This is a genomic window from Thalassospira lucentensis (assembly GCF_032921865.1).
Lineage (GTDB): Bacteria > Pseudomonadota > Alphaproteobacteria > Rhodospirillales > Thalassospiraceae > Thalassospira > Thalassospira lucentensis_A.
Map to the genome: position 1 here is coordinate 2030563 of NZ_CP136684.1, position 15967 is coordinate 2046529.

Annotated in this window: 15 protein-coding genes; 7 read left to right on the forward strand and 8 right to left on the reverse strand. The window is 56.0% G+C overall.

Translation table 11 applies throughout. The features are described from left to right. A complete protein-coding gene (locus tag R1T41_RS09980) occupies positions 1-333 on the forward strand; it encodes a DUF167 family protein (RefSeq protein ID WP_317341437.1) in 333 nt (110 codons plus the stop codon). Beyond that, entirely contained in the window at positions 330-1229 is a 900-nt protein-coding gene (folD, locus tag R1T41_RS09985) for a bifunctional methylenetetrahydrofolate dehydrogenase/methenyltetrahydrofolate cyclohydrolase FolD (RefSeq protein WP_317341438.1), read from the forward strand. The genes R1T41_RS09980 and folD overlap by 4 nt, the downstream gene beginning before the upstream one ends. 52 nt (positions 1230-1281) lie before the next feature. Here the strand turns inward: folD and R1T41_RS09990 are convergent, their stop codons facing one another. Continuing rightward, positions 1282-3210, reverse strand: coding sequence for an SLC13 family permease (locus tag R1T41_RS09990; protein WP_317341439.1), 1929 nt, complete (start codon positions 3208-3210; stop codon positions 1282-1284). Between the two features lie 216 nt (positions 3211-3426). On the opposite strand from R1T41_RS09990, the gene R1T41_RS09995 reads away from it, so the two are divergent. Beyond that, positions 3427-4650 (forward strand): winged helix-turn-helix domain-containing protein, encoded by a 1224-nt coding sequence (locus R1T41_RS09995; protein WP_317341440.1) that lies wholly within the window; start codon positions 3427-3429, stop codon positions 4648-4650. A gap of 105 nt (positions 4651-4755) precedes the next feature. Here R1T41_RS09995 and R1T41_RS10000 read toward each other — a convergent pair whose 3' ends face one another. The 7 genes from R1T41_RS10000 to R1T41_RS10030 all read right to left on the reverse strand — a co-directional run bounded on the left by R1T41_RS10000 (position 4756) and on the right by R1T41_RS10030 (position 12165). Further along, positions 4756-5526, reverse strand: a complete 771-nt coding sequence (locus R1T41_RS10000; RefSeq protein ID WP_062958805.1) for an SDR family NAD(P)-dependent oxidoreductase — start codon at positions 5524-5526, stop codon at positions 4756-4758. Between the two features lie 76 nt (positions 5527-5602). Then, positions 5603-6610 carry an ABC transporter ATP-binding protein gene (locus tag R1T41_RS10005; RefSeq protein ID WP_062951633.1) on the reverse strand — a complete coding sequence of 336 codons (1008 nt, stop codon included), beginning with the start codon at positions 6608-6610 and terminating at the stop codon, positions 5603-5605. 39 nt (positions 6611-6649) lie between these two features. Then, on the reverse strand, positions 6650-7480 hold the full coding sequence (locus R1T41_RS10010; RefSeq protein ID WP_097051322.1) for a carbohydrate ABC transporter permease: 831 nt from the start codon (positions 7478-7480) through the stop codon (positions 6650-6652). 10 nt (positions 7481-7490) lie between these two features. Further along, a complete protein-coding gene (locus R1T41_RS10015) occupies positions 7491-8363 on the reverse strand; it encodes a carbohydrate ABC transporter permease (RefSeq protein WP_062951631.1) in 873 nt (290 codons plus the stop codon). Positions 8364-8509: 146 nt separating this feature from the next. After that, on the reverse strand, positions 8510-9823 hold the full coding sequence (locus R1T41_RS10020) for an ABC transporter substrate-binding protein (protein WP_062951630.1): 1314 nt from the start codon (positions 9821-9823) through the stop codon (positions 8510-8512). Positions 9824-10018: 195 nt separating this feature from the next. Next, positions 10019-10972 carry a sugar-binding transcriptional regulator gene (locus R1T41_RS10025; protein WP_062958804.1) on the reverse strand — a complete coding sequence of 318 codons (954 nt, stop codon included), beginning with the start codon at positions 10970-10972 and terminating at the stop codon, positions 10019-10021. Positions 10973-11145: 173 nt separating this feature from the next. Continuing rightward, positions 11146-12165: an aspartate-semialdehyde dehydrogenase gene (locus R1T41_RS10030; RefSeq protein ID WP_297010897.1), complete on the reverse strand. Its 1020-nt coding sequence runs from the start codon at positions 12163-12165 to the stop codon at positions 11146-11148. Positions 12166-12584: 419 nt separating this feature from the next. On the opposite strand from R1T41_RS10030, the gene R1T41_RS10035 reads away from it, so the two are divergent. From R1T41_RS10035 to sigJ, 4 genes are all read left to right on the forward strand, one after another. After that, complete coding sequence (locus R1T41_RS10035) at positions 12585-13820, forward strand: SAM-dependent methyltransferase (RefSeq protein WP_231858241.1); 1236 nt, start codon at positions 12585-12587, stop codon at positions 13818-13820. A gap of 158 nt (positions 13821-13978) precedes the next feature. Next, positions 13979-14404 carry a hypothetical protein gene (locus R1T41_RS10040; protein WP_062951627.1) on the forward strand — a complete coding sequence of 142 codons (426 nt, stop codon included), beginning with the start codon at positions 13979-13981 and terminating at the stop codon, positions 14402-14404. A 109-nt stretch (positions 14405-14513) separates the two neighbouring features. Beyond that, positions 14514-14948, forward strand: coding sequence for a carboxymuconolactone decarboxylase family protein (locus tag R1T41_RS10045; RefSeq protein ID WP_062951626.1), 435 nt, complete (start codon positions 14514-14516; stop codon positions 14946-14948). Between the two features lie 115 nt (positions 14949-15063). After that, positions 15064-15948, forward strand: coding sequence for an RNA polymerase sigma factor SigJ (gene sigJ, locus R1T41_RS10050; RefSeq protein ID WP_317341441.1), 885 nt, complete (start codon positions 15064-15066; stop codon positions 15946-15948). Positions 15949-15967: the final 19 nt, after the last annotated feature.

Consider the following 15967-nt stretch of genomic DNA (forward strand, 5'->3'; position numbering starts at 1 on the left):
ATGGAAAAACCGTTCTGCGAGACGCTGGCGAATGGATCGGGTATCCGGCTGTTTTTGCGCCTGACACCAAAGGCTTCGCGAAATTCGATTGCCGGGGTGGGCGTTGATGGCAACGGGCAGCAGCAGATCAGGGCAATGGTTACGGCTGTGCCCGAAAACGGCAAGGCGAACATGGCCCTGATAAAGCTTTTGGCAAAAACGGCCAAATGGCCTAAATCGTCAGTCGAAATTGTTGCCGGGCATACGGACCGAAACAAGGTTCTGGAAATTTCAGGCGATCCGGACGCACTCATCGCGCAACTTCATGAACTGACGGGCGGACAAGACATATGAGCGACGCAAAAATCATCGACGGCAAAGCATTCGCGGCCAAATTGCGCGGCGATATCGCAGCAGAAGTGACCAAGCTTAAAGATGCGCACGGCGTCACGCCGGGCCTTGCGGTTATTCTTGTCGGTGAAGACCCGGCAAGCCAGGTCTATGTCCGCAACAAGGGCAAGCAGACCATCGAATGCGGCATGAATTCGTATGAGCACAAGCTTTCGGCTGATACGTCGCAGGAAGAGCTTCTGGCGCTGATCGCAAAGCTGAATGCCGATCCCAAGGTTCATGGCATCCTGTGCCAGTTGCCTGTGCCCAAACATATCGACGATCAGGCGATCCTTGCCGCGATTGACCCGGCTAAGGATGTTGACGGTTTTCATGTCGTCAATGCCGGGGCGCTGGCAACCGGGGGCGAGGGGTTTGCGCCCTGCACGCCGTATGGCTGCTTGATGCTGCTCAAAGATACCCTTGGTGATCTTTCCGGGCTGCGGGCGGTGGTTGTTGGCCGGTCCAACATTGTGGGCAAGCCGATGGCGCAGTTGCTTCTGAAGGAAAGCTGTACGGTGACCATCGCGCATTCGCGCACCCGTGACCTGCCCGAAGAAGTCCGTCGTGCCGATATCGTCGTTGCCGCGGTGGGCCGCCCGAACATGATCAAGGGCGACTGGATCGCGCCGGGTGCCACCGTGATTGATGTCGGTATCAACCGCGTTGAAGGTGCTGAAGGCAAAATGAAGCTGGTTGGGGATGTCGAGTTCGAAACCGCATCCAAAGTCGCCGGGGCGATTACCCCGGTTCCGGGTGGTGTCGGCCCGATGACGATTGCGTGTTTGCTCAACAACACCCTGATTTCGGCATGTCGTGCCAATGGCCTTGCGGTACCGAACCTTGGTTTTGACAGCTAAGCTGTCATGCAATTGAATTAAAAAAGGGCAGCCCAAAGCTGCCCTTTTTTTGTTACAGAGGCCAAACCCAAAGCAACATCGGCACGCCGACCAGAACGACGATGATTTCAATCGGCAGGCCGAGCCGCCAGTAATCGCCAAAGCGGAAGCCGCCGGGGCCAAGGATCAGCGTGTTGTTCTGATGGCCTATCGGGGTCAGGAAGGCACAGGATGCGCCGATGGCGACCGCCATCAGGAAGGCGTCGGGATTGACGTCCAGATGGCCGGCACTGCCAATCGCAATCGGGCACATGACGGCCGCCGTGGCGGCATTGTTCATGAAATCCGAGAGCGTCATGGTGATGATCAGGATCAGGCCAAGGGCGATGATGGCGTTTCCCTGTGCGACCCAGTTTAACAGGAAGCGGGCGAGAAGATCGGCCGTACCGGTGGTTTCCATGGCGGTTGCTATCGGGATCAGGGCAGCGAGCAGGACAATCACCGGCCAGTCAACCGCGTCATAGACATTGCGCGGGGCGACGACGCGGGTCACCATGGCGAGCAGAACCCCAATGGAAAAGGCAACCGCGGCCGGCATGACACCGAATGCCGCAGCCCCGATGGCAGCGGCCATGATGGCCGATGCCTTTAGCGCCTGAGCATTATCCGGGATGCGTAGCGAACGTTGGGCAAGCGGCACACAGCCAAGACGTGATGCGAAATCCTGAATGGCGGCGGGTGGTCCCTGCATCAGAAGGACGTCACCGGCCTTCATCGACATGGTGCGAAGGCGCGCCATGGAGCGTTGGCCCTGTCGCGATACGGCCAGCAGGTTCACGCCATAACGGGTGCGCAGATTGATGTCGGTTGCCGATCTGCCGATAAAGCCGGAGTTCGGCAAAATCGCCAGTTCCATGAGCGCGATATCATCGGACTGGATCGCGGCACGACGGCTGTTATCCGGGTTTTCCGCATCTGTTTCGGGTGTTTTTGCATGTTTTTCGGCCTTTGAAGAGGCTGTGGCTGCAGATTTTGCGTTAGAATCGGCTTTTTCATTCGATTTTTCGGCTTTTTCGAGCTGTTTAGCTTCTTTTTCCTGCGCTTCGAGGTCGCGCAATTCTTCTTCGAGTTTCAGATCAAGGGCGGAAAGAGCGACGGCAAGTGCTTCGGGGTCGGCTTCGATGATCAGGATGTCGTTTTCATGCAGTTCGCGATACGGGTTGGGGGCGGGGATGCGTTTTTCATTCCGGATCAGCCCGATGACCTGCGCGTCGCCTTTTTCAAGTTCGCGGTTCACATCGCGCAGCATCATGCCGATTGCCTTGCTGCCCGCGGCAATGCGTGCCTCGGTCAGGTAGGAACCGGTTTCAAAGCCCTCTGCCCCGGCGCGTTCGCGGGTGGGGACAAGCCAGCGGCCAAACACCATGACGAAAATCAGACCGGCGGCGGCCACAACAATCCCGACCGGAGTGTAGTCAAACATCGTAAAGCCGCCTTCGCCCGCCTCGGCGCGGAAACCGGCGACGATCAGGTTGGGCGGGGTCCCGATCAGGGTGGTCATGCCGCCCAGGATCGATCCGAAGGCGAGCGGCATCAGGATTTTGCCCGGCGGCAGGTTCTGTTTGGCGGCAATTTGTAGGGCGACGGGCATCAGAAGGGCCAGCGCGCCGACATTGTTCATGAAGGCCGACAGGATGGCCGCCAGCAGGCTGAGGGCGGCCATGGTGACGACCGGCCCGGCGGATTGCGGTAGAACCATACGGGTCAGGTTATCGACCGCGCCTGATTGCTGAAGTGCCGATGACAGGATCAGGATACAGGCAACCGTGATCACCGCCGGATGACCGAAACCCTGAAAGGCCCCATCAACCGGCACTAGCCCCGCGACCACGCAACATAGCAGGGATGCCATCGCAACCATGTCATGACGCCAGCGGCCCCACAGGAACATCACGACCGTTCCGACAAGAATGGCAAGGATCAGAATTTGTTCGAGTTCCATGGATGCCTGTCTGGTTGCTTCATCGGGTTGAAAACATGGTCAGGATCAAAGATGGCAGAAACATAGATGCCACAGGGAATAGAAACCGCAGGGAATAGAAACCGGCCATAGGAAACGATCCAACCCACCGAAATGTTCCTGCAACCTCCTGACATAATTGTCAGGAGGTTATGATACCATCACACTGTTTTTCTTTGCGATTTTTCAAAGGCCACCATGATTAACGACAAAGCCGCGATTTCCGTATCCGCCCGACAGGCGCGCAATCTGGCGCTGACGGCACAGGGGTTTGATCAGGACGATAGCCGCCCGGTGACCAAACGCCGGATCATGAAAGCCATTCGCCAGACCGGCATGTTACAGGTCGACAGTGTCAATGTTCTGACGCGCGCACATTACATGCCGGTTTTTTCCCGGCTTGGCGTTTATGACCCGGTGGACCTTGATCAGCTGAGCTGGGGCAACGCCCGGCAGCGGCGGTTGTTTGAATATTGGGGCCATGAGGCATCGATGATCCCGGTTGAGGATTACGGGCTTTATCGCTGGCGCATGGCGGATGCCGCCGAGGGCAAAGGCACCTGGGGGCAGATCGCCAAAATGATCCGTGATCATCCTGAATTTGTGCGCAGCATTCTGGATCGGATCGAAAAGGAAGGGGCACTTGCCGCCAGTGATCTGGAACAGGAAGGCGCATCGAGTTCGAAATGGTGGGGATGGTCGAAAACCAAAACCGCGATGGAATTCCTGTTCTGGAGCGGGCAGGTGATGGCGCGCAAACGGCGCACCAGTTTCGAGCGGGTCTATGATCTGCCCGAACGGATCATCGGGCCGGAGGCGCTTGAGCCGCCAATGCCGCGCGCAGAGGCCCAGCATGCCCTGATCCGCAACGGGATTGCCGCGATGGGGATCGCGACCGAAGCCGATCTTCGAAAATATTTCCGCCTGCCGACCGACGATGCCAAGGCACGCGTTGCCGAAATGGTCGAAGACGGCGCGTTGTTGCAGGCGGATGTCGAGGGCTGGAAACAGCCGGGATATTTGTGTCCGCATGTCAATCCGCGCTGCCGTGCGAAGCCAACCGCCTTGATGGTACCGTTTGATCCGATCATGTGGGAACGCGACCGGGTGGAACGGATTTTCGGTTTCAATTACCGGATCGAAATTTATGTCCCGGCGGAAAAACGGCAATATGGCTATTACGTTCTGCCGTTCATGCAGGATGGGAAATTTGTTGCGCGTGTTGATCTGAAAGCGGATCGGCAGGAAGGGGTTCTTCGGGTGCAGAGCGCGCATCTGGAAGAGGGATGTGATGCGGCCACCGTTGCGGGCGATCTGATGGTGCATCTGTCGCGACTGGCGCGGTTTTTGGGACTTTCGGGTGTCGTGGTTGTCCCGTGCAATCCGTTTTCGGTGTATCTGGCCGGTCAGCATCAAGACTAAAAAGGTGAACGGGGCGTAGGTCCCACAACCACGCCCCGTTCCACCACGGTCCTGACCTGATCGCAGAAGCTTCAGGACAATGCGATCAACAGTTTTACCTGTGCCTTACCAGCAGGTATAACCCCCATCAGCCAGGACAATGGAGCCGGTCATCAGGCTGGACGCGTCGGATGCCAGGAACAGCACGACCGATCCGATTTCCTCGGTCAGGCCAAGGCGGGCCATCGGGGTGCCGTTGATCCAGGCGTCATACATGTCCGGCTTGGATTTCACGAATTCATTTAGCGGTGTTGCGATATAGGTCGGTGCAACAGCATTGACACGAACACCACGCCCGCCCCATTCGGCGGCAAGCGATTTGGTCAGATGATGCACGGCGGCCTTGGATGCGTTGTAATAGGCCTGTTCCTGCGGCTTGTTCACGATGAAGCCCGACATGGAGCCGACATTGACGATCACGCCGTTTTTCTTGGCCAGCATCTGTTTGCCAAATTCGCGGCAGCACCAGAAGGTGCCGTTCAGGTTGACGTCAATGACGTTAAGCCAATGTTCGTCGGTCACGGTTTCAGCCGGGGTTTCCGAACGCGCGATACCGGCATTGTTGACCAGAATGTCAACGCCGCCTTCACGGGCCATTTTTTCGGCACTGGTACGGACCTGATCGGTGTTGGTGACGTCCATGATGTCGATATCGGCGGTGTAGCCCTTCGACTTCAGGTAATCACGGCCTTCTTCGGCCACACCTTCGCTGATGTCACCGATAATGACATGCGCGCCTGCTTCTGCCAGTGCCTCGCAGCATGACAGGCCAATTGCGCGACCGCCCCCGGTGACATAGGCGCGGCGTCCGGTAAGATCGAACTTCTTAAGGTACATTTTGGTCTCACATTCTTGTGGTGGTAAGGCGGGGCCGCATGGCGTGTGGGGCATGCGGCCCGGTTGTTTGGAATTCTTAAAGTTTGCCCAGTGCGATGCCGTTCGCGTCAAAGCGATGGATGCGGTCCTGTTCCGGGGTCAGCCAGATCTTGTCATGTTCGCCCAGCGGGACTTCGCCGGTTGCGCGCACTGTCATCGGGCCAAAGCCCTCTGCATTGACGTGCAGATAGGTTTCGGCACCAAGATGTTCGGCAATCTTGACGGTTGCGGGAAGGTCGCCGCTTTCGGTGCTGACCGCGACATGTTCGGGGCGAATGCCGATTTCGTGGCAGTCGTGCTTTTTGGCGTAATCGCCGCCGATGAAGTTCATTTTCGGCGATCCGATGAAGCCCGCGACAAACTTGTTGGCCGGATTGTTATAAAGGTCCATCGGCTTGCCGACCTGTTCGACACGGCCTGCCTGCAACACGACGATCTTGTCGGCCATGGTCATGGCTTCGACCTGATCGTGAGTCACATAGATCATCGTGGTTTTCAGTTCCTGATGAAGGCCGGTGATTTCAAGGCGCATATTGACGCGAAGGGCCGCATCAAGGTTCGAGAGCGGTTCATCAAACAGGAAGGCGGCCGGGTTGCGCACAATCGCGCGACCGATTGCGACACGCTGGCGCTGACCCCCGGAAAGCGCGCCGGGGCGGCGTTCCAGATAATCGGTCAGGTTCAGGATTTTGGCCGCGTTCTGGACTTTTTCATCGATGACCGCCTTGCTTTCACCAGCCATTTTCAGGCCAAAGGCGATGTTGTTATAGACCGTCATATGCGGGTAAAGCGCATAGGACTGAAACACCATCGAAAGGCCACGTTTTGCCGGTGCCTCGTTTGCGACATCGACCCCGTTGATAAGGATCTTGCCGTCGGTAACGTCTTCAAGACCGGCGATCAGGCGAAGAAGGGTGGATTTGCCGCAGCCCGACGGGCCGACAAAGACGACGAATTCACCATCATTGATGTCAAGGTCCACACCCGGAATAACATCCAGTGTCCCGAAGGTTTTCTTGACTTTTTCCAGTCGGATAGCACCCATTTCGGTGTTCCTTCTTGTTGAATTTCGATCAGGCAGCGGTTACTTGACCGCGCCAAATGTCAGGCCACGAACAAGCTGTTTCTGCGAGAACCAGCCGATGATAAGGATCGGAGCAACCGCCAGCGTCGAGGCCGCCGAAAGCTTGGACCAGAACAACCCTTCCGGACTGGAATAGGATGCAATGAAAGCGGTCAGCGGTGCGGCATCAGCGGTGGTCAGGTTCAGGGTCCAGAAAGCTTCGTTCCAGGCCAGGATGATGTTGAGCAGCATGGTCGATGCAATGCCCGGCACCGCCATTGGCAACAGCACAAAGATGATTTCCTTGGGCAGGGTGGCGCCATCCATGCGGGCGGCTTCAAGGATGTCGCTCGGGATTTCCTTGAAATAGGTGTAAAGCATCCAGACCATGATCGGCAGGTTCATCAGGAACAGAACCATGATCAAACCGAACCGGGTATCAAGCAGGCCCCAGTCGCGGAACACCAGATAGATCGGTACCAGCACGCCGACCGGTGGCATCATCTTGGTCGACAGCATCCAGAGAAGGGCGTCTTTGGTCCGTTTGGTCGGGTTGAAAGCCATGGCCCATGCGCAGGGCACCGCGAAAAGCAGACCCACCAGAGTTGAGCCGACCGACAGGATGACCGAATTCATGGCAAACCGGAAATAGTCTGAGCGTGCCTGAACCTCGGCATAGTTTTCCAGCGTCCAGTCGAACGAAATGAAGCTTGGCGGCATCGATACGGCTTCAAGTTCGGTCTTGAAGCTGGTCAGGACCATCCAGAAAATCGGGAAGAAGATCAGAAGGCCAACAATCCAGGCAAAGATCGAGAAACCGATATGGCCAAGGGGTGTTTGTTTGTTTTCCATCTCGTGTCCCTTACCTGTCCAGGTTCTTGCCAATGAGGCGGATCAGGAAGATCGCCACGATATTTGCCAGAACGACAGCAACAATGCCGCCCGCCGATGCGCCGCCAACGTCGTATTGCAGCAAAGCCTGCGTATAGACGAGGAAGGCAATGTTCGTCGTTGCCAGACCCGGGCCACCACCGGTGGTCACGAAAATTTCGGCAAAGACGGTCAGCAGGAATATTGTTTCGATCAGCACGACGACCGTGATCGCACGGCTGAGATGGGGCAGCGTGATATAGAAGAAAATCGAAACTGGACCGGCGCCATCCATCTGGGCGGCTTCCTTCTGATCGCGGTCAAGCGACTGAAGGGCGGTCAGCAGGATCAGAACGGCAAAGGGCAGCCATTGCCATGACACCATGATGATGATCGCGGTCAGCGGTGCCTCGGAAAACCAGTCGATGGACTGGAAGCCAAGCGAGTTCGCGATCCAGGCAAACATGCCCGATACCGGATGCATCAGAAGGTTTTTCCAAACCAGCGCATTCACGGTCGGCATGATAAAGAAGGGGGCAATCACCAGCAGACGCAGGATGCCGCGGCCAAAGATCGGCTGATCAAGCATCAGGCCCAGCAAAACGCCGCCGACCACCGTGATCACAAGTACCGATCCGACAAGCAGAAGCGTATTGGCGAGCGACGCAAAGAATGCCGGGTCGGTCAGGAAGAATTCATAGTTCAGCGTGCCGACCCATTCTTCCATACCAGGAGAGAGCAGGTTGTAACGCAGGAATGAAAAATAAATTGTCATGCCCAACGGCACGATCATCCACAAGAACAGCGCGATGATCGACGGTGCAGACATAATGCGCCCGGTCAGGGTAGAGGACCGTGTCGACATGATGTGCTCCCTGTTTGAAGTCCCTGTTGCCTCGATCCGGATGGAAAGAGGGTGGCGGTCAGAAGTGCCGCCACCCCAAGTTCATCAGGTCAAGGAGGCACAGGCCAGAACTCATTGCACGGAGCGGAGCACTGGCCTGTCATGCATCAGTAGTAACCAGCCTTGCGCATGGTACGGTCGGTGCCTGACTGAGCGGCTGCAAGCGCATCTTCAACAGTCGAGGAACCGGCCAGTGCGGCAGAGAACTGCTGGCCTACTGTGGTGCCGATACCCTGGAATTCAGGGATAGCGGCAAACTGAACACCGACATAAGGTTTCGGCTTCATGGTCGAATTGATCGGATCGGCACTGTCGATGGCGAGAAGGGTCTCGTCAGCAAACGGTGCGGCTTCCAGATATTTCGGGTTTTCGTACAGGGACATACGGGTGCCCGGCGGAACGTTGGCCCAGCCTTCCTTGGAGGCTACGAGTTCCAGATAGTCTTTCGAGGTTGCCCAAGCGATGAATTTTTGGGCGGCTTCGACTTTCTGGGAGCCGGTCGGGATGCCAAGGTTCCATGCCCAGAGCCAGTTGGCACCAGTGCAGGTTTCGGCACATGGGGCTTCGGTGAAGCCAACCTTGTCGGCAACGGTCGATTCTTTTGGGTTGCTGACAAAGGATGCTGCAACGGTTGCATCAATCCACATGCCGCATTTGCCCGAGTTGAACAGCGAAAGGTTTTCGTTAAAGCCGTTCGAGGTTGCACCCGGAGGACCATATTTGCCGAGAATTTCGACATACATGTCGAGTGCGTTTTTCCATTCGGCGCTGTCGAAGGTCGGGTTCCAGTTCTCGTCAAACAGGCGCGCGCCATAGGCATTGCCCATGGTGGTGATCAGCGCCATGTTTTCGCCCCAGCCGGCCTTGCCGCGCAGGCAGATGCCATAAACACCGTTATCCGGGTCATGAAGCTTTTTGGCAATGTCGAGCGTCTGGTCCCAGGTCAGGCGACCATTGATGGTGATGCCTGCTTTTTCAAACAGATCGGTGCGGTACATCATCATCGAGCTTTCGGCATAGAAAGGTGCCGCATAAAGCTTGCCATCGTTGCTTACGGCGGAACGGATGGCGGGCATGATGTCATCGGTATCGTAATCGGCACCAAGGTTATCGAGCGGTGCCAGCCAGCCCTTTTCGGCCCAGATCGGAACCTCGTAGGTGCCGATCGTCATGATGTCATACTGACCGCCCTTGGTGGCGATGTCGGTGGTGACACGCTGACGCAGGGTGTTTTCTTCGAGCGTAACCCATTCAAGGGAAATGTCGGGGTTTTTGGAGGTGAAGTCATCCGTCAGCTTCTGCATGCGGATCATGTCACCGTTGTTCACGGTAGCAATGGTAAGTTTTGTTTCGGCATTGGCGGAGAATGCGACACCGCCTGCCAACAGCGCGCAAAGCGCTGCTCCCGTTACGCGTTTCATAGTTCCTCCCAAAGGACTGTGTACCCGATGGGCAAATTATCTTGCCCGTTTGATCATTTGTTCAGGTAATGAGCATTCACTCAATTTGAGGGGTGTTTGTCAAACGAAATCGTTTTTGCGCTGCAACAATAAAACCCCGCCAAAACTTTTGACGGGGTTGTTCTTTATCTTGATTCAAAAGGCGTTTTGCGGCGGTTATGCGCGCAGCAAAGCTTCGGCAGTGGCTTCGTCGGTGATCAGTGTGGTGATCAGTTTGCCGCGCATCGCCCCGCGAATCGCGGCGACTTTTTTCGCACCCTTGGCGACAGCAATCGTATTTTGCGCCGGAATATGGATCGGTGCACTGGTGACGCGGTGATTGACATCATGGTCAAGGATCACGCCATTTTCATCGAATGACCAACTGACGACCTCGCCGATGCCGCCGTTCTTTTGAAGCGACCGCAATTCATCCTTGCTGATGAAGCCATCAATATAAAGCGGTGCGTCGGCGCCAAGATCACCAACCCCGACAAAGCGCACATCGGCCTTGGCTGCCAGATGCATGATGTTATCCATGGGTGGCTGTTGCTGCATCTGGGCGCGCACATTGGCACTTTCGACAATCACCGGGATCGGTAAGGGATAGTGCGGCGCGCGGGTCCGGTCGGCCAGATCGGTGACCGCATCATAAAAACTTGCCGCACCGTCATGGGCAATCGTCCCGACCAGCGATACGATCTTGTGATGGCGGGCATCGACGCGTTGAACTTCGTCGACCATGCCACGCATGGCGCGTCCCGTGCCCACCGCGATGATCTTGGGATCAGGGGATTGCAGAACGCGTTCAAGATAGGTCGCAGCCGTCTGCGTCATGCCAAACATGGCATCGGGAGCGGCCGGATCGGTCGGCACCACATCACAATTGGCAAGGCCGTATTCCTTGCACAGTGAAGCGGCCAGTTCCATGCAGCGCGCAATCGGATGGTCAAGGCGAACCTTGACCAGCCCTTCGCTAATGGCGGCAGACACCAGACGCTGGGCGGTCGGACGCGAAACACCAAGTTTGGTGGCGATTTCGTCCTGCGTGTTGCCAGCGCAGTAATACAGCCAGCCCGCGCGGGCGGCTTCGTCAAGCCTTGCAGCTTCTTTGCGTGTTCGTTTAACCATCCCTGTCCTCGATTTATTTTTCTTTATGGATCGCAACACTGATGGCGCGTGCGTTGATCAGTCTATCCTAAATTCCCTATCGTTTTTTTGTGGCTCTGACCAGTGGGAATGATCCGGGCAAAAAGAAACCCGCCGGGATCGGCGGGTTTCGAAGACCTTCATTGCGGTTGCGATTATTTCTTTGGCAGATATTCCGCGACCAGCATTTCGGCGATCTGGACCGCGTTAAGGGCGGCCCCTTTCCGCAGGTTGTCGCCAACACACCACAGCGAAAGACCGTTTTCAACCGTCGGGTCCTTGCGCACGCGTGAGACAAAAACATTGTCCTCGCCTTGGACTTCCTGAGGGGTGACATATCCCTCGTCCTGGCGGTAATCGACAACGGAGACGCCGGGGAAGTCCTTCATTGCCTTACGGGCTTCTTCGACGGTGACCGGCTGTTCGAATTCGATATTCACCGCTTCGGCATGGCCGACAAAGACCGGAACGCGAACGCAGGTCGCATGAACCGCGATATCCGGATCAAGGATTTTGCGGGTCTCGGCAGTCATTTTCCATTCTTCGCGGGTTGAACCGTCATCCATGAATTCGTCGATATGTGGGATGACGTTAAAGGCGATCTGTTTGGTGAACTGTTCCTTGACCGGCAGATCGTTGACGTAAATGCCCTTGGTCTGGTTGAACAGCTCATCCATCGCCAACCGACCGGCACCGGAAACCGACTGATAGGTTGACACCACAACACGTTTGATCGGTTGCAGGTCATGCAGGGGTTTAAGCGCCATGACCATCTGAATGGTCGAGCAGTTCGGGTTGGCGATGATGTTTTTCTTGGCGTAGCCAGCCAGTGCGGCACCATTTACTTCGGGCACGACAAGCGGTACGCCCGGTTCCATGCGCCAGTAGCTGGAATTGTCGATGACAACGCAGCCTGCGGCAGCAGCCTTGGGCGCAAGCGTTTTGGCCGTTGCGCTCCCGGCGGAGAACAGCGCGATATCGACCTTTGAAAAGTCGAAGGTTGCGGCATCCAGGACCTTGAGTTCCTTGTCACCGTAATCCAGTTCGCGGCCGACCGAACGTGAGGAGGCGAGTGCGAAAATTTCGTCAGCCGGGAATGCACGTTCTTCAAGGGTGTTGAGCATCTCGCGCCCGACATTTCCGGTCGCGCCGACAACGGCGATTTTATAGCCCATCAGGAGCCTCTTTCAGTCATTCTGGCAGTGCCCATACACTTTGCCCTTCTTTGGTAGAGGACAGTCGCGTTTTGCATATGCCTGTGGATAATCGTCTGTACAGTATGACGCGAGATGTAAGGTTTTATCGAGGTGCACGCAAGGAGATCATTGGCTATTACCTCTTGAGATTGCAAAAAAATCTGGCAGAATTATCCATGGGGTTCGAGTACCGAACCCTAAATCAGAATCGTTCGGCCCCGGCTTTGAGTTTTCTGTTTTCACTGTCTGCGGGTGCGCGGCCTGTCGACTAGCCGTTTCCGCGTTTCCTTTTCGAACGATTGACCAGACGATCCTGATTTAGGGTCCGGTACTTATGTGAAATCCGGCAACGGGTTTTACGTGGGGCGATGGCATTTCCGGCTTAAAAAGGACGGCAGATGACGTACCCGATGACACTGGACTGGACACAAAAAAAGGTTCTCGATTTTTTCCGGGAACATGTCACGCGTGGAACACTGGTATTCCGGGCGGACGATAGACACGAGATTGTTCTGGGGGATGGCAGCGATCCCAGGGCAACAATGACTGTACCGAACTGGAGCGACACGTTGAAAATGGCGCTAAGTCCTGATCCGGGATTTGGCGAATCCTATATGCGTGGCGGTTTCGATGTTGTTTCCGGCGAGATGGAAGATCTGATCAGGGTCTTGCGGCTTAATTTCGAAGGCGGCCATTCGGCAAACGGATTTGGCCTTTTTATCGAAAAGCTGCAGGCGCTTAAATTCCAGATCGCGCAATTTACCTCGGTCAAGGCCGCGTCACGGCGCGTGCGCCATCATTATGATATCGGCAATGACCTTTATACCCGGTTTCTTGATCCGGAAATGCAGTATTCCTGCGCCTTCTGGGATGATGGTGCCCAGACGCTGGAAGAAGCGCAAAACCGCAAGATGAGCCTGACGACCCAGCGTCTGAAGATCGATCAGCCCGATCTTCGGGTGGTTGATATTGGCTGTGGCTGGGGCGGGCTTAGCCGCTTTATCCGGCGCACGACCGGGGCGGAGGTGCACGGTATTACGCTCTCGACCGAGCAATATAACTGGGCGCTGGAACGCAAAGAGGAACTGCCTGATAACTTCCACGAAGGTCTTGGATATCATCTTCTGGATTATCGGCTGTTTGCCGATGCGAATGAAGGCAAGTACGACCGGGTAGTTTCGGTTGGCATGTTTGAACATGTCGGGCGGCCGCAGTTCAAAACCTATTTCGAGAAGGTCGGCAAATTGCTGAAAGCCGGGGGACGGGCGGTGATTCATACGATCATCAAGCCGCGTCCGGATTTCACATCGCCCTGGATTGATCGTTATATCTTCCCGGGGGGATATATTCCGGCTGTGCACGAAGTTATCGAAGCCGCCGAGAATGCCGACCTTAAAGTCGAAGCATCGCACTTTCACGCGGGACTGAACTATGCCCGAACCCTGATCGCATGGCGCGACCGGTTCCGCGAGATTGCCGATCAGCTTGACCCGGAAAAATACGACACCGAGTTTAAACGGATGTGGGAATTTTATCTGGCGGGCTGCATCAATGCCTTTGACGAGCGCGAAGGCGGCGGTGGCATGAGGGTCGGGCAGTTTGTTTTCACCAAACCCGGTTATCGTTTTACGTAAAAAACGCATCGGTCGGGCTGTCGTTTTGCGATGGCCCGACCCATATATACCCAATGTTCAAACGGGCCGCAGAGTCCGAACTTCGATAATGTGTGTCGTGGGTCAACCGGCACGGCGCGCGGTGTTCATACCCGGTTGTTCCTTCGGGAGGAAACAACATGCTGAACATGACACACCGGGATAACCCGGTTACACGTGCATATTCCACCCAGATTACCCACCGTACCGGACCGCATATTGGCCGCGTTGATGATTATGTCCGTGCGCTTAAATCCATTGAGATATCCAGTTGCGAACGCGATATGCTTCGGGCCCATGCCAAGGCACCGGGGCGGGAAATTACGGGCAATCAACTGGCAAATACGATTGGTCATTTCGGGTCCCGGATCGGGAACAAGAAATACGGCAAACTGGCCCGCAAGATTGCGGCAGCGGCCGAATTGCCGACCTGCAAATCCGATGTTAGCGATTATCTGGCAGCGGTTTTCACATTGGCCGATGGTGCGCAGCAAAACAGCGAAGACTGGCATTGGGTCATGCATGAAGAAGTTGTCGAAGCCCTGAAAAAGACCCGCATCGTGTAGAATTTCGGGCGTTATAAAGTTTTTTGGCCGGATATGTAACACAGGCCAAAGCTGTTTCGTCCTGATTGCAGAGGGGATTTCCCCCGGTTTGCAATCACGGAGAAACATGATGAGCCGTTTTGACGTTCCGAAATCGAGCCCGAAAATTTTTGAAGCGATGCTGGGTCTTGCCAGCAGCCTTGAAGATAACCCGCAGATTCCGCGTGTCCTGCGCGATCTGGTGGAATGCCGGGTGTCGCAAATCAATGGATGTTCGCATTGCCTGCGCATGCATTCGAAAAGTCATGCCGATCACGGCGGTGATGCGATCAAGGTGACCATGCTGGCGGTCTGGCGTGCGGCCAAAGGGTATGACGAAGCCGAACGGGCAGCACTTGACTGGGCCGAATGCCTGACAGAGGCCGTTGATCAGGACCGTATTTCGCAAAGCTATCGCAACCTTGTCGATCATTTCGAAAAAGACGCCATTTCCGAGCTGACCTGCATCATTTCAACGATGAATGCCTGGAACCGTCTTGGTATTGCGCAGCATGAGTTTGCCTGATCGCAATCCCCGATCCGATAGGGTCTTTGCTTCGTCAGACCTATCGGGCAGGATGACCACCAAATCGGCGATACGGGCTTGTCCCGTATCGCTTCATGTGTTTGACGGGGATCGCATGGCAGATCAGGTTTTCGAAACCCATCGCGGGCGGCTGCATGCCCTGGCCTATCGCATGCTGGGCAGTCATGCCGATGCCGAAGATGCCGTGCAGGATGTCTGGTTGCGCTGGCGGGCGACAGCAAAGGATGACATCCGCGATGCTACGGCGTGGCTGGTGCGGGTATGCAGCAATATCTGCCTTGATGTTCTGAAATCGGCCCGTCGTCAGCGTGAAAATTATGTAGGGCAGTGGTTACCCGAACCCTGGGCGCCTGTGATTGAGGCGGAAGCCGAAAACAACCTGATTGAACGGGATGGCCTGGGGCAGGCCTATGTGATGATGCTTGAACGCTTGGGACCGGTCGAACGGGTTGCCCTTGTCCTGCATGATGTTTTTGACTGGTCACACGAGGAAATTGCCCCGGTTATCGAGCGGACCGAAAACAATACCCGCCAGATCCTGTTTCGCGCGCGCCGCAAGGTGAACCGCGAACATGACCGCGACCCGACACCGGTTCCCGATAGTGAGGCCGCTGATAAGGGTCAGGTTGCCGCCTTTGTCGATGCCCTGATCGGCGGGGATTTGCAGGCCCTGATCGGGCAGTTGGCACCCAATGTGATCATGCATTCCGATAGTGGCGGCAAGGCCCCGGCGGCGGCAAATCCGATTTATGGTGCGGAAAAGGTTGCGCGCTTCTTTACCGGTGTCTGGCGCAAAAAGGCCGAGAACGCCGTGGAAAGCATTGCGTTTGACGGAACAGATTACTGGCTGCTGCTGCATGAAGGCGAAAGCCTTGTCTCCGCGGTTGGATTTGCACAGAAAGACGGTGCGGTGGTGGATATTTTTGTTCACCGGAACCCGGACAAGCTTGTTTTCCTGCAACATCTGGGACGGGCATAGAAAAAGGCCGGATCAATGA